Here is a 16,368-nt window from a genome sequence, read left to right as displayed (position 1 = left end):
TTTATTCCTCCTGTGTTTTCTGTATGGCTTCTGCAATCCTTGACGGACTTGGAAGATAATCCCACTCGGTGGTGTGCGGGAACGGTGTGTCCCAGCCAGTCACTCGTTGAATTGGTGCTTCAAGGTGGTAGAAGCATCGTTCTTGAATTGAAGCGCTCATTTCCGCCCCGAAACCGCTGGTCTTCGGCGCTTCATGGACGATGACACAGCGCCCGGTCTTCTTCACTGAATTGACCACGGTATCACGGTCCCAAGGGACCAAGGTTTGCAAGTCAATGAGTTCACAATCAATACCGGAATTCTTGATGGCCTGTTCGCTCACATGGACCATTGCGCCCCATGCGATCACGGTGCAAGCGGTGCCCTCTCGGACGATATTAGCTTGTTCAAGTGGAATGGAGTAGTACTCTTCGGGAACTTCGCCCTCAGGATGGTCGTTCCAAGTTGGGACATTGTGCGGGTCTCCGTAGAACGGGCCACGGTAGCATCGCTTTGGTTCGAAGAAAATAACCGGGTCGTTGCATTCGATAGCACTTGTTAACAGCCCTTTTGCATTTCTTGGATTAGAGCAGTACACGACTTTGAGGCCAGGTGTATGCGTGAATTGTGCTTCGGGGGACTGTGAATGATGGTGTCCTCCTTTGATTCCTCCACCAGCTGGTGTTCGAAACGTCACAGGGCTGGTGAATTCTCCGCCAGAACGGTGCCTCAGTTTGGCGATTTCGTTGACAATTTGGTCATAGGCAGGGAAAATGTAGTCTGCGAATTGGATTTCAGCAACCGGTCGTAGTCCGTTCAAACCCATTCCCATTGCGATGGCGGCAATACCACCTTCTGCAAGAGGTGAATCAAAGACTCGGTGATGGCCAAATTCTTCTTGGAGTCCGGCAGTAACTCTGAACACGCCTCCAAAGTAGCCAACATCTTCACCAAAGATGACGACGTTGGGGTTGCTCTGCAGCTGGTGCTTCAGGGCAGAATTTAGGGCTGCAATCATGTTCATTTTTGCCATGCTAACACCTCACTTTCCCAGTTCCTCTCGTTGTTCTTGAATGTGCCAGGGGACCGTCTCGTAAACTTCTGTAAAAATGGTTGATGCAGGAGGGTAAGGTCCGGTAGCAAGGTCCCCGAATTCGCATGCTTCTTTGTAAGCCGTCATGACTTCAGCATCAATTTTGTCCGCCAGTGCAGCGTTCTTTTCATCATCCCATTCGCCAATTTTAACGAGGTGGGCTCGCAGTCGTTCTACAGGGTCGCCACCTGGCCAAGATTCTGCTTCATTATGAGGCCGGTAGGCTGACGGGTCATCCGAAGAGGAATGGGCGCCAGACCTGTAGGTGTAGACTTCTATGTGGGTTGGTCCGAGTCCTGCAGAGACCCGTTCACGAGCCCACTTTGTGACGCTGTAGAGTGCGAGGAAGTCGTTTCCATCTACACGGAATGAGGGAATGTCGTAGGCGAGTCCACGCTCGGCAAATGTTCGTCCACCGGTGGCCAGTGAAACATGTGTGGAGATGGCCCATTGGTTGTTGACCACATTGAGGATGACTGGGGGTTTGAATGTTGATGCAAAGTTGAGTGCATAATGGTAATCTCCCTGGGCTGAGGTACCGTCTCCAAGCCACGTGATACAAGCTTCATCGAGGCCTTTGTAAGCACTGGCCATCGCTACGCCAACCGCTTGTGAAAACTGAGTGCCTACTGGGGAAGAGATGGAGATGAACCGTCCTTCTTTCCACGTGTAGTGAACCGGCATTTGTCGCCCACGAACGTTATCTTCTGTATTTCCGATGCAGTGACAGATCATACTGACCATGTCCCTTCCTCGTACGAATTGCGCACCGGGTTGCCGGTACGATGGAAATATCCAATCGTTGTCTTCAAGCGCCATTGTTTGAGCAATAGCCACGGCTTCTTCACCAAGCGATCGCATGTAAAAGGAGAGTTTTCCAGTGCGTTGCATTTTGATCATCCGATCGTCAAAGATTCGAAGTCGCATCATGTATTCAAGACCCTGAATAAGGGATGCAGCGTCGAGGCCAGGGTCCCATTCGCCAACAGCGACTCCATCATCGGTGAGTACACGGACCAAACCTGATGCATGAGGCGCGGTGTCTTCTGCAGAGCATGTCGCCGGGTCGGGACGGTTCAAATCACCCGGTTGTTCAACAAATCTGTCGCCAAACGACGGTGTGTCTCCGGGACGGAATGGCGCAACCCCAATCGTGTAGGGCGAGGTTGTAGCCGTACTTCTCTCCGTCATCGTTTCACCTCAGGACCGGTCCACCTTAAGGGGTGTCGGTGAGTTGGTTTGGTGGTTAGCAACACGGACGTATGCACCCGGCATTGTTTCTGTGTTGGCTGCATCCTTTGTTTTCCTGTACAAGAGGCCTGCTTTGAAGGATGAACGGACCAGTGGGCCGCTTGCAATGCCAGAGAATCCGATGTCGATGGCATGAATGGCCCAAAGATCGTACATTTCAGGTTCAGGGAATCGGTCAACGCTAAGGTGGTTTGCAGAAGGAGCGAGATATTGACCTATGGTGATGAGGTCAACACCCGCTTCTCTAAGCAACTCCAACGCTTCAAGAATTTCTTCATCGGTTTCACCAACGCCGACCATCAGGGATGACTTGGTGAGGATATCCGGACGCAACACTTTGGCCTGCCTGAGGATTTCCAGAGACTGGTTGAACGATGCACGTGCGTCTCTGACCGTTGCATCAAGCCGGGGGACGCACTCTACGTTATGTGCAAATACTGCGAGCGGGCTGTTGTTCAATAAGTGTTTGAGCGCCACGTGATCTCCCGCAAGGTCGGAACAAAGGAGTTCGAGTGTGACCTCTGGTGCATGTGCGTGAACGGCATCAATGCATTGTTTGTAATGGTCAGCTCCGCTATCGGGCAGGTCGTCTCTGTTGACCACCGTGATGACGGCATGACGCAAATTCATCGAAGATACGGCCTGAGCGAGGTGCGCAGGCTCCTCCGGGTCAAGCGCAGGGGGTCTCTTGATGGTACCAACGGCACAAAAACGGCATCCTCTGGTGCATTCCTGGCCAGCGATCATGAATGTTGCATCGCCTGAAGCCCAGCAATCGTGAATGTTCGGGCAGCGCGCCTCTTCGCATACTGTGTTGAGTTTGTTGTCCTTAACAGCAGTTTTCGTGGCGTTGAAGATGGCTTGTTGTTCTCCGCTTGGCAGTCGGGTTTTGAACCACTTGGGGAGCCGTCCTTGCCGTTTTGAGGATGCTTCGGAGTCACCTTTGGGGGTGGCCATTGGGAGGGGTTTTCCTTCTACGCTACTCCCTCCTCAGTAAGGGGCAGCAGGAGGCCATCAAAAAGGTGTGTGATTCAAGGCCATGCTGGTCAAGGTGTTGTGTGAATCGTGAATTCATACGAGGTTTCATGAATTGAGTCCTCGCCATTCGTACCATGAGCACCAAAGTTGCGCTGATTACAGGGGCTGGCCACCGGCTGGGTGCAGCCACTGCGAACAGGCTCATGAATGCGGGATGGTTTGTGTTGATCCATGTCCGTTCCTCCCGCCAAGCAGCACAAGAACTGCTCGAACAAGCGGAGGCTCAAAACAACCGCAAATGCGGGGCGATTCTTCAGGCAGATTTGACCGTTGATGATCAACTAAAACACCTGGTTGATGAAGTCAAGAACCACGCCCTCGTCAAGGAGAATGGGCTTTCTGGACTGGTTCACAACGCTTCGTTCTATAGCCAATCTACATTTGAGGAGACATCGTTTGAAACCTTCAGAAACCTGAACCGTTTGCACATGGAGGCGCCCTATTATTTGACCCAGCAATTGCTTCCAGAACTGCGAAGTTCTCGAGGCTCTGTAGTTGGGATTGTTGACACGTCGTGGGGCAAGGCTTGGGAAGGCCTGTCTCATTATACTTCTAGCAAAGCAGGGTTGCGCCAACTCATGTTGAATCTGGCGGGTGAATTAAGCCCGGATGTGAATGTTAATTGCGTTGCGCCAGGTGCGATTATGGCTGCGGATTGGGAAACCGAACATTTCACCAAAGTTCTCGAGAAAGTCCCGATGGGTCGTTCGGGCCAAGCCTCAGATATTGCCTCGGCAGTTCTTCATCTGCTCGAAGCATCCCATCTTTCAGGCCAGGTGCTCCATGTTGACGGTGGCTGGTCTATTGAAGACGCCTGAGTTTCATTGAAGAAGGAAGGCGCCACCGCTCAGAATGCAGGGGTGGCTGAGGTGGTCAAAGGCGCCGGGCTTAAGATCCGGTCCCGTATGGGTTCGTGGGTTCGTATCCCACCCCCTGCATCACACTGTTCGGCTTCGCTGCTATATCGTTCATAATCGGTTAAGTTGATGCATCCCATGCAAAACCGTTTAACACCCCCTGCACCACGGAGGCATGGTGAACAAGATGCTGTACAGCAAATCTGCAACTCATTCGCACTCAGTCGCTGTGTTCTTGGCTGCATTGATGGTTCTTTCAACAAGCGCCGTTCTTCTCGCTTCCAATGACAACAATCAAGAGGCGATATTGGAGGACGCTCCGGTCGTCTTTAGAAACACAAACACCCAACAAACCTACGACCTCTATCTCGACAAACAAAACGAAACCGTGGGTGGTCAAGGAACGATTACGACGCTCCCCCCAAACGATGGTCAAGAAGAAAAAAGCGCAGTGGATGGACTTGAATTCAGGAGTGCAGAATTGATCAGCGACTTGTACGTTAACGGCACGGGCGCCTCTAACATTGCTCGCTTGTCCATTTACTATCAATTCAGTGGACCGACCGGGTCTACTGCCACCGCGACATTTGCTCTCAAATCTGGAGATTCACAAATTGTTTCAGAGAGCAAGGAATTGTCAGACCCGTGCTCAACCAACCCGCTCTCTCAAAATGCTTGTACTTGGGCCATCATCGAAGTTGAATTCGTGCTCGGCAGTAACGGCTTCACAGTCCCTCAGGGGAAACAACTCAAGATTCGAATTGATGCTGATGCCCAGTGTGCGGACGGTCAAGGTGGCCTCCCATCAGCCAACGGCTGCGATGTTGAGTTTGCATTTGGAAAGGTCGGGAGTGCAGACAGCTATTCCCGATTGCAAATCATGACCAATGCGCTTTCCGGTTCATCGGTACGTGTCCACAGTTGCTACGGTGACTTTGGTTGCAATTGGAACGACGAAGAAAAACTTGAATGGGCTCCCAACCACCGTTTGGAATTCCGTGAAATGCGTTTTTCGGTTGAAATCCAAGATGCTTTTGGCCGCGAAGATATTGAAGACGTTACGCTTATCATGAGCACACCCAACGAAGCCACCTCAGTTTTTGAGGTGGAATTTGATGACGACGATTTAAAACTTGACAACAATGGGTTGGTGGGGATTTACAATTACACCGCTTCGGGTTTGGCCTCTGGCGAGTACCCCGTACGTTTGGAAATCAATGATGTACAAGGGCATTCGCTTCTTTTCGAACACCCCGGATTGGAATTTTTGGAACATGATGTTTACCTTACCGTTCCCCAAAACCAACCGGACGTTGTTCTCTATGCTCCAGGTCAAACCAGCAAAGTCAATTTCCTCATTGAGCATACGGGGTCGGCATCATCAAGTTTGGACGTCGTCTTTGACATCGCTGATAATCTCCCCATGGAATGGGCTGAACCTTTGTGGAGTCAGGCCAGCGGCTCTTACACCCTTACCGGTGGTGGCGATTCCGCTATCCCTGAGTTGCTAATTGACGTCCCTGAAGGAGATTTGTCCGATGCTCCTGACTATCTTCAAATCGAGGCAAGGGTTTACGCAACAAACGATCAAGGCCAAAGTGAAGAGGTTGCTATCAAGAGCCTAAGAATAGACTTTGAAAAGATCGACGTGTTTGCTCCACCTCGTATCTCCGTCTACGAAGATCAAGAGCATCAAAAGCAAATAGCAGATTCCACTCGACCCGAGGCTTACGACGAAGGCCTATCGCATTATGTCGATGCGTTCAACGGCAGTGAAAACTTCTACATCGATGTGTTCAATTCCGGATTCGATACGGACTCGTTCAAAATCAAAATCCTTGAGCAACCCGATGACTGGCAGTACCGCTTTTATTCCAATCAAACTGGAGCAGAACTTACTGAGGATGGCATCTATCACCTGACCAGCGATATTGGGTCCACTCAATTGTTGACGGTGCGCATGCAAGTGTTTCCGCCAGAGGACCGAGAAAGCCTTGATATTGGTCTCTTCTCACTTGCCTTCTCAAGTACAGAAGATTCAGAACTAAGAACAGATGTGGCGTTTACTGTCCACCGAACCTTTGGCATTCTCGCAGAGGTCATCGCCGATAGTGACGGAGTGGGTGATGAAAATTTGCTCGGCCAAGTGGGCCCAGTTAGTCCAAATCAAGATGTATGGTACAACGTACGTATCTCGGACTCCTCGAGCACAAGTAGAAACGAAACAACCTGGCGGATCATCAACCCAAGGGACTTGTCGAGGAATGCAGATAACAATCCTAAATATACGGCGTGGGAATACTCCATTTCCAACGACACCAACGATAACATCGTGGTAGTGTCCCTCCCTGCTGATGAATACATTGACATTCGTCTCGGTGTGCAACTGAACGGACAGGTGGAAGCGGGAGAACACATCGTTTACACTCGAATCATTGAAGAAGGTGTTGAGGAGGAGAATGAACCGAGGTATTTTGACCTCCCGGTTAAGGTCATCATCAAGGAAGACGTCGTAGCCGGTAGGATAGAAATCACCGCAAAGACCGAAGCCTCTCGTTTCTCCTCAGGGGAAGAGAAGAACTTGGAATTCAAGATCACCAATCAAAACAACGTTGAGCTTGACGTGGTTATTTTGTTGGATGAACCTCTCGGGTGGGATGGTGCAATCCGTGCAACGTCCAATCAACTTGGAAGTGATTTCCTCATCCTGAAACTCTCAGCTTACGAAAGCAAGGACTTCAGTCTCAAGATGACTGCCCCAGAATCACTCAAGGACAGTGCATCAGTGGCTTTTGAATTCAAAGTGACTCCGATGAATAACGAAACTCCCTATGCGGAAGAGTTTGAACAAACCTTTGCCTTCCAGTACGTCACAGAATGCAGCGGAGCCTCTTGCTTGTTTGGTGAATTGACCAACCCTGAACCTCAGACCATGGTGTTCTATGTGATTCTGGGCGTTCTCTTGCTCTATGCTGCTCGGCGTGGCAAGCAACAGCCAGCACAACACTTTGAAGCAATTGTGCCGGATAAAGAAACTGAGAGTTTGTTCCAAGAGGAGTTGGCTGAACTGGATGAGTCAATTCCTGAACCGGTGGTTGCCCAAGCCGACGACGACGACCTTGAATTGCTCGAAGAACTTGACGATATTTGAGTCAAAAACAACCTCTTTTTCTTAGGGTTGTATGAACATCGTACCATTTCCCTTATGAGGCATAAAACCCACCGTCCATTGTGAGAACCATGCTGACAGGCTCGAACCTTACTGCCGCGACTCCTCAATTGCGCCTGTCAGAGCGTAAAAATGCTGTAAAATCAGTGTTTTTGACCCTTTTGATGGTGCTCTCATCGCTTGCATCCATCGAATATTTAGCCATTGATGTGCAAGCAGCCTCCGATCAAGACGGGGACGGGCTTACTTACGGTTTGGAATACCTGATGAACACACAACCTAACGACCCTGATTCCGACAATGACGGTCTTCCTGACGGTTGGGAGTGGAAGTATGGACTTGACCCGCTTTCATCAAGTGGAGCAGACGGTGCAGTTGCCGACCCTGATGGCGACGGAATGTCAAATCTGCAAGAATACACTTACCTCATGCCCAATGGCTGGGACAACCCCAGTACGGGCTCTGTTCTCGACAACGGCGTTTGGTGGAACGGCACCATTCCTGTCAACGATTGGAATGAAGAAAACTCGATGCAGTACAATCAACCTGCTTGCGGCGCAGCTGGTTCAGACGGAACTGGCAGCATCATTTTGTGCGACGAAGACCCTGTGGGGAACATCTGTACAAACGGGTTTGACGACGACAAAGACGGCTTTGTTGATGCTGCAGACCCAGACAACGACGGAGATGCAGATTGTTTGAGCGACGATGACGACGGGGACGGACTCATTGACGAAGACCCAGCGGGATGGGATACCGATGGAGACGGAATGAACGATGGATGGGAGGCAGCCAACAACCTCAACGCAACTTCTCCGTCCAATGCAGACGGTCCAAATGGTGACCCTGACGGCGACGGGTTGACCAACCTCATGGAATACGTTAACCCGACTTGGACCACAATGTGTGGGTCATCCCCGTGTTTCAGAAACGGCCCAGATGGTGCAGTCACTGAAACCACATCTCCTTGCGACCCTGTTCAAGGCGTTGGCCCCGGTGCTTGTGCAACCTACACGGCCGAGGTGGACGGAATCACTTCGACCAATCCTCAGATTGCCGACACCGATGGTGACGGCCTCAACGATTCATATGAAGCTCTTACGCTTCTTACCGACCCTACTGCTGCAGATACCGATGGTGACGGTATCCGTGACGGTGTCGAAGTTAACGGAGCCTACGGTAATCCTGCTCAAGCAAGCGACCCTCGTGACAACAATACCGATGACGACGCCTTCGACGATGGTGAAGAAGACACAAATTTCAACGGACTGGTGGACGAAGGCGAAACCGACCCAACTCGCAGAGAAGATGCCGGCGATGAAGACAATGACGGGATTCAGAACTGGGAAGAAAACCTCTCTTGTACGCTTTGGAACGTAGCGGATACGGACTTTGGTGGCGTGAGTGATGGGGACGAACGAAACATCAGTCACGGAACCGATCCTTGTGATTCACTCGTGAACTTTGAAACGACATTCGTAAGTTACGATTCCTCTTCAAACCAAGTCACCCTCGGAAGCGGTAGCGGATTTAATCCCGGCGGGGGCGTAGGATGGTACAACGTTTCGGGGTCTTGGGAGTCCTTCGCTTATGCAACGATAGTGAACACCGTGCTTCAAGGCGTATCAAACGGGCCAAGCGCTACGCCCAGCCAAGTTGCTAATCGAAATGGCTCGTTCTGCCACACCGATGCGGTCGCTGCAGGAACCATCGGCTCCACCCAACAATATTGTGACGACGATTACACAGACAGTGACCAAGATGGTCTTGCTGACTGGCAGGAGTTGTTGGGCACATTTGGATGGTTCTCCAATCCAAACATTGCTGATTCAGACGCTGATGGCGTAGACGACTTTGGTGAGGTTTCGGACAATACCGATCCAAACGAACCTTGTGCGAATCTGTTGGACACGGATGGCGACGGCCTCAACAATTATTTCGAAAACAATACAGGTTGCGATCTGAACTTCATTGGAATCACCAACGGCTCACAAGACATATGGGTCACGGATTATGCATCATTTGATACGGACCAGGGTGGCGTTAACGACCGAACGGAATACTACGACGGAACCAACCCTCAAAACGACCCGAGTGATGACGTCCAACCGGACGACTTTGACGGCGACGGAGTCCCTGATGCGATTGAAAATCAGACCGGAACGGATTGGACCAATCCAGATACGGACGGCGGTGGATTACTCGATGGAATTGAGTGCCCTGACCTTTATTGGGTTGCTAACTGCGCAGGTTCACCGTTTGACCCGTTTGACCCTACTGATGACATCCTCAACAACGATGTACTTTTCTGGGCCAACAACTCCTCAGGCGTTGTTGACGTCAACAGTGTTCATCGTTGGCGAGTGAATACCAATGATTTTTACACAGGTTCTACCTATGCACAACTTGACAGCGTCCATCCTAAAGAAGCAGTGTCCATTCCTTACAGCAACCTCACGCATCTTGCTCCACTCTCGTTCGCCAACGATACCATTGAATGGACCATTAACTACAACAATCCAATCAATGTAGGGCAGGTTCCTGTTCCATCGTTTTATTCGAACATCTCGTATGTGTTTGAAGCGATAGCCACGTTCTCCAGAAACAATGATACGCATACCGTGACGGTTGACCAAGGCCCCATCAACGAACTTTGGTTCCAAGAACCCGAATATTACTTCGATTGGGCAACGCTTGCATCCACTACTGTTCCCGGGCAAGGCTTCCCGTATGAGCTCCTCACGGATGAGATCTTTATCAACACGAGCGACGTTCATTCCTATGTATTCAACGTCACCAACGGTGTCGTGACCGATTCCGGTGCAACGGATGCTTACAGCGTTGCCCTAGCCCTTGAGGAGTTCCTCACCAACGGAAACAGTTCTACGGAATTCAAGCGTAATTACAACGGCTCAGGCACCCCGTCCATTCTTGATACAACCCTTAACATTCTTGAAACAAGAAAAGAAGGTTCTTGCCGAGAATTCAACACTCTGTTCGTGACCATGGCTCGCCTTGCAGGTCTACCTGCACGCCAAGTGACCGGCTACTCGGGAGGTTCTTGGACCGGTGAAGGCTACGCCGTATATGCAGCGGATGCAACGACTTGGTCAGAAGTCCGCCTGCAACAAAACAATGCTAACGGAAATACTGACCTCGGATGGATTGCCTTCGACCCCTGCCCGCCAGCGGAAGAAATGGAAGTCGTTAACCAGACCATTTCCACCTTGACCTGGTCTCGTGACAGTACCCAAGATATCAACGTCACAGGTCAACTCCGATATGCAGAAAACGGAACACCTGCGTCCGAAGTCCCAGTCTTTGCTTATCTCGTCCCGGTCTCTGAGGCTAATCTCGTACCGGGCCCGGGCGGTCCTATGGAGCGCTTGATCAGTGAGGGACGAACCGACGCAAATGGAACGTTCAATTTCACAGGCGTTCCCGATGCACCAACTGCGCCAGGAATGCATAACATCGTCGTTGAATACCGTCAGTTTGGATACGTTCCAAACGGAGGGGCAATTTACGATAGCTACGTTAACATGACTGAGAATTCAACCTTGTTCCACACGGCACCTGCCGTGATCAATGCCCCCGTTGCGGGTGCAGGTGCAACTACCGTCATTGAAGGATTGCTCGAATTTGAAAATCAACCTCTCGACGTGTTCTTCCAACTTCCGGATCAGACCGTTTGGTTGACCTATACCTCTTCTGTTGACGGTGCTCAGAACCTCACCGGTCTTGTTGACAGCGCTGGAGCGTTCACATTCACCTTGAATCTCAGTGAATTTGAAACCAAAGGAAATCTTTCTGCAACGCTTGGGTATTCCGGATGGCAGGACACATCGGTTACAGGCATCCCCATCGAAGCCTTCCATCTCAACCCAACAACCACATCAATCGTCCTTAACGTAACCGATGCGCCAAATCTGACAGCGATCATTGAAGGACCACTGACCAACAAGAGCATCCTCCTTCTTGATGACAACATATGGGTGAACGGCTCGGCTGTATCTGTTGGAGCTGCTCCAGTTCCTTTGACCGGAACGCTGCAATTTTCCATTCGAGGCAACAACAGCGGAGATGTTTGGTTTGAAGTGTTCAACACAAGCGTCACAGGGACGTTTTCAATCCAACATTTCCTTCCATCCTCCACGATGGTCGGTTCAGGCGAACTTGAAGTGCGTCTGCGTTTCTTCCCAGCCTCACTCCCTGCGACAGATGACGCTAACATGAGCACGAGCGTGCCGTACTTCTTGCGAGGTTTCCTCGGGTTCCAGGTGGGTGAGTCTGCTCAAATGCGAGGTTTTGACGGAACCGTTGAAGTGTCGATCACAGACCACCGTGGATTTGTTCAAGACCTCGTTCTTTTGGGAGATTACGACTTCTCCTTCGACGGAACATGGTACAACACGACTACGGACCCAACCGGCGACGTGGTTGAGTTTTCTTGGCCACTTGCGGCAGATCTCGTCGCAAACGACTATCCAATCGATATCTCTTTCAACGGCTCAGATTATTACCAACCCTCAATCGGTAATGGAAGCATCCGAGTCCAGGCAGAGATTGGGTACAACCTCTCCATTGGGCAGGATTGGACCCACATCGGTAACTCCACTTTCTTGTCCGGTGACATTTTTGATGCATTTTACAACACACCTGTTCTGAACAACAACACTCAGATTCGTGTTACCATTAACCTCGAGGACGGGCCGGTTGACATTGCTCAGTCTTCGCTGAACAACTCCACAGGGGCCTTCAACATACCAATCACCATGCCGACTACAATCGGTTCAGGAGTCTACGATTTCGTGGTCGAATTTGACTTTGAATCCCAGGCGCCTCTCGGTGGGGCTTACTACTCCTACCTCGACACGAGTTTACCTCCAAGCCCTCCAACGTTGGTCTCTGTTCTCGGAGGTATTGAATCTGAAGTCGTCGTGACGGCTGAACGACCGAACTACATCATTGAAATGAACAATACCGTTGATTTGATCGCTAAGATCACTGATCTTGCCGACGGTTCGAACGTCAGTGGAGCATCGGTTGAGTACATCTGGGACTACGGAGTTAGCAATACCTCCTTGGGCACCGTCTCCTCCGATGCAGACGGTAACGCAACCTTCAGCTTCACGCCATCCAGTATCGCCCCTGGATACTACGACCTCATGGTCATCATTCAGGACGATATCAGTTCATCATTAACTGCAGGAAATACGAGGTACCTCGGCAACTCAACCTTGCTGAACATCACCATTCAAGTGACGAGTGACATCCAATTCAACAATGTCCCAACCACCATTACAGCAGGAACTCCGTTCAATGTAGTTGGGCAAGTTCTAGACGCAGAAAACAGTTCACGGCCGTTAATTTCAGCTGTGCGACTCAATGTCTTTTGGCTTGAATACCCTGACGAACTCCTTCTCAACGGATTCTCCACTACCAACAACGGCAGTTTCAACATGAGCGTTCCAACAGACACCGCAAATAATGGGACTCAAAGAGGCCCACATACGCTTGTCATCTCGGTTGTCAACGAATCATCACCGTTCTATCTTACTGCAACGGCTCAAACGCCCATTCAGGTCATGGGCGTCTCTCGGCTAGAAAATCTGGTTCCACTCAATGCCGTGGTCATCAACCGAGGAAACACAGTCAACATGTCGGCTAAACTTGTCGAGGCATCGGACCTCTTTGCACCTCTTGCAGGCTACGATGTTGGTCTTGAATTCCACGAAACTTGGTTGACATCCGCCACTACCGACGGCGAAGGCTTTGCGAATTTCTCATACACGGTTCCTTACGACCACCCGCTGGGTCTTATCGTGGTCCAAATGGTCTACAACGGATCATCCGACCTCCTTTCAACCTCTGCAAACTTGACTTCAATCACCGTGAGGTCATTGACGTTCATGGTGGTGGATAGCATTACGGACAATCCAGTCGCCGGTGATGAATTCAACATTTCAGGGCGCGTCACTTCTGACAACGGTTCAGGATTAACTCAACGCGATAACATTACGTTGCCCAACGCCAATGTGCTCTTCTCCATCGATGGAGTTCCAACCGGGTTTACGGTAACAGGTGGAGCAATTGGTACCGGTGGATTCTGGAACGCAAGCCTGCGCCTCACTGAAACCTTCGGCGCCGGAACTCATGTTCTGGAAGCAACGTACCTCCCCAATGTCAACTATTACGTGGGGTCTGAAAACAACACAACCTTTGATTCCAGAGGCTTCTCCACACTTGACTTTATCCTACCAAGCCTCGACGGACTTGGGCAACCTTCGTTGAACGATCGTACAGACCGCGGAACCAACGTGTCCTTCCAAGTTCTATTGCGTGACAACCAAGGTGAGGCAATGGGCAATCAATCGCTGACCGTATCCCTTCCAGGAACCAACGTAAGCGGCGTCTTTGTAACTGCACCTAACGGTAGCGCCTTTGGTACGCTTCTCGTACCGTATGACTCATCAGTCGGCCCCGCAGACATTCGGGCATCCTTCGTTGGAATCTCTGGTACAACTGGAATCATTGGTTCAAACGGTACAACGCTCTTTGTTGTGTTGGCCGCAACCAACCTTACCATTGCAGATGCTCCAACCGTCCTCACTGCTGGAGATTCATTAACGGTCAGTGGGACGTTGCTTGACGACCTTGGAATGCCGCTTGTGGAAGCAGGCGCACCTGCGACTGCAGTTGTTCATCTCACGATTGATGGTGTTCCAGTGGCCAGCATTGAGACCAATGCAACCGACGGTTCCTACACCCTTGGATACACGTTACCTGAAGACACAGCAGCTGGGCCTCACGTGATTGGGGTCGAATTCCGCGGTGGTCGCGACTGGGTTGACCCAGTCGGCTACGGAGATATCGTCAATCCGGAATACTACTTGCCGAGTTCAGAAACCGTTGGTTTCAACGTCAGTGTCCCTACTGAAATTATCTTCTTGACCCCAACTGGCCAGGCAGACCGTGAATCAACCATGACCCTTGAAGGTCAACTGGTTGACCTTGTTGACAACAGCCTGCCGAATTTGACGATTGGAATCTGGCTTGATGGAGAATGGTTGACCAATACCACGACCGATGAAAACGGATACTTCATCGCCGTCCACCCGGTTCCTGCTGACGCACAACTTGGTCCGCTCTCTGTTGAGATTCGTTTCACTGGGACAGTGGCCTACCTGCCGAGCAATGCAACAGGTGTTTGGGAGATCTTTAGCCCGATCCTCGTGACCGTTGATATGACCTCTCCAGTTGCCGTCAATGAAACGGTTACTGTAAGCGGGACTGTAGTTGATAATCAACTGCTTGGAATCGCTGGGCATGAAGTTCAGTTGGTTGTAGAAGGAATTGTCATCACTTCAATCACTACCGATGAAAACGGGGCATTTTCTTATGATTGGTTTGTTCCCGACATCTTCGCATTCGGTAACCACACGCTTGAAGCGGATGTGGCTTCACAAGGATACTACCGCTCAGGTACAGGAAATGTGACCTTCTTCCTCTCGCATCGCTCTTGGGTTACGCTTCTGTTTGAAGACGGCATCGAGGCCACCCGTGGTGATTCATGGGAGGTTAACGGCCGCCTGTATGATTATGATACGGTCGAACGAGAGGGTTTGGTTGGAATGATGGTTGACATCTCGATGGATGGAGTTCCATTGTTCTCGACCGTGACCGGTGCCGACGGATTATGGTCCGCAAGCATCCCTGCGACAATGGACCTTGCTCGTGGAGAGCACACACTGTCCGTTAGTTTCGAAGGTACAACGGCTCATCTCGCTGCTTCAACCAACAGCAACCTAATGGTTTGGTCGGACGTGATCATTACGCTTGACCCAACCTCGACGTCGATTGTAACGCGTTCTGATGACGTGTTTGCACCAATCGTTTATACCGGTTCAGTACAGGAAGTAGGTGGCGAAGGAGAAGTCTTTGAAGACCTCGTTTTGACCATCGGCAACGGTTCAGAATGTGCAAATGGCCGTGAAGGTGCTCAATGTTTCCCAACCGTCCTCATTACATGGGCCAATGGAAACTTTTCAATGACAGCAACCGCACCTTATTGGCTTGATGTAGGTTCACAGTACTTTGCAGTCGACTCTGCTCGTAACGATTCAAACCATCTGAATGCAGGAACCGTGAGCAAGGCAGTCTTTGTACAGGTCGATGCAAACATCGTACCCACGATTGGAGCCATAGTTGAAGGGGTTCAAGAAGAGATTGATATTGAAGTCCTCATCACCGCTAAAGATACCAAGAATGGAATTCCAGGCATTGACGTTGTGGTTTATCTTTATGATGAAAACAACAGTCAAATTGCCTCTCAGCAACGCCAAACTGACAATTCTGGTGTGGTGCAGTTTGACTTCCCTGCTGACCCACCGTATGGCGACTATTCCTTCTGGGGCGAAGTCACCATGGATATTGTCATCAACGACCCACGTATCTCCAGCCAAAGTACACAAGACTTCGAAGCCCTGCGCAGCGAAGGATTTGAATTGAAATATTCCTACGCTGCTGAAGAATCAACGGTGTCCCCATGGGCCTATGTGATGGTTCTGTTGCTGGGAGCTTTGATCGCTGGAGGAGTCGTCCTCTACCGCCGCAAGGTTGCTTCTGATGACCTCTTGAAAGACGCTGCTGAAGTGTTTGCCTACACCGCTGAATTGCTCGCCGCTGGTGATGCCGTCCGTGAATCAATCTTCACGTGTTACCAGGACCTCTGTGGTCTCCTCCAACAACGAGGATTCTTGAGAAGAGATTTCGAAACGGTCCGTGAGTTTGAATTTGCCATCCGTCAGGCGTTGCATGGAGTCTCAGATGACGCCCTCACAGCCTTGGACAATACCTTTGAAATGGCTCGTTACAGCCGAGAAGAAATGGGAAGTCAGCATCAAGAAGTGGCCGTGCAATCACTGACGCGAATGGGTACTGAAATCGAACAGATTCAGAAATTCCCTCAGCGCTGAAGT

Annotated in this window: 6 protein-coding genes and 1 tRNA gene; 4 read left to right on the top strand and 3 right to left on the bottom strand. The window is 50.6% G+C overall.

Annotated elements, in window-relative coordinates; genetic code table 11:
- Position 1 precedes the first annotated feature (1 nt).
- From AAA857_RS00660 to lipA, 3 genes are read right to left on the bottom strand one after another with little or no spacing between them, the layout of a single operon-like run.
- Complete coding sequence (locus AAA857_RS00660; RefSeq protein WP_338172047.1) at positions 2–1,012, bottom strand: alpha-ketoacid dehydrogenase subunit beta; 1,011 nt, start codon at positions 1,010–1,012, stop codon at positions 2–4.
- Between the two features lie 9 nt (positions 1,013–1,021).
- The gene (locus AAA857_RS00655; RefSeq protein ID WP_338172045.1) at positions 1,022–2,263 is read right to left on the bottom strand and encodes a thiamine pyrophosphate-dependent dehydrogenase E1 component subunit alpha; all 1,242 of its coding nucleotides are present in this window, start codon (positions 2,261–2,263) and stop codon (positions 1,022–1,024) included.
- A 9-nt stretch (positions 2,264–2,272) separates the two neighbouring features.
- Positions 2,273–3,280, bottom strand: a complete 1,008-nt coding sequence (gene lipA / locus AAA857_RS00650; RefSeq protein WP_338172043.1) for a lipoyl synthase — start codon at positions 3,278–3,280, stop codon at positions 2,273–2,275.
- A gap of 155 nt (positions 3,281–3,435) precedes the next feature.
- Between lipA and AAA857_RS00645 the strand changes: the two genes are divergently transcribed.
- The 4 genes from AAA857_RS00645 (at position 3,436) to AAA857_RS00630 (ending at position 16,365) form a co-directional block, all read left to right on the top strand.
- Positions 3,436–4,179 (top strand): SDR family oxidoreductase, encoded by a 744-nt coding sequence (locus AAA857_RS00645; protein WP_338172041.1) that lies wholly within the window; start codon positions 3,436–3,438, stop codon positions 4,177–4,179.
- A gap of 36 nt (positions 4,180–4,215) precedes the next feature.
- Positions 4,216–4,299 (top strand) — tRNA-Leu (locus AAA857_RS00640).
- A 94-nt stretch (positions 4,300–4,393) separates the two neighbouring features.
- On the top strand, positions 4,394–7,369 hold the full coding sequence (locus AAA857_RS00635) for a hypothetical protein (protein WP_338172039.1): 2,976 nt from the start codon (positions 4,394–4,396) through the stop codon (positions 7,367–7,369).
- Between the two features lie 89 nt (positions 7,370–7,458).
- Positions 7,459–16,365, top strand: a complete 8,907-nt coding sequence (locus tag AAA857_RS00630) for a transglutaminase domain-containing protein (RefSeq protein WP_338172037.1) — start codon at positions 7,459–7,461, stop codon at positions 16,363–16,365.
- Positions 16,366–16,368 lie beyond the last annotated feature (3 nt).

The sequence above is a fragment of the Candidatus Poseidonia alphae genome (genome assembly GCF_943787815.1).
Classification (GTDB): Archaea; Thermoplasmatota; Poseidoniia; order Poseidoniales; family Poseidoniaceae; genus Poseidonia; species Poseidonia alphae.
The sequence above is the reverse complement of the archived record's forward strand: the minus strand, read 5'-3'. Positions and strand labels throughout refer to the sequence as shown.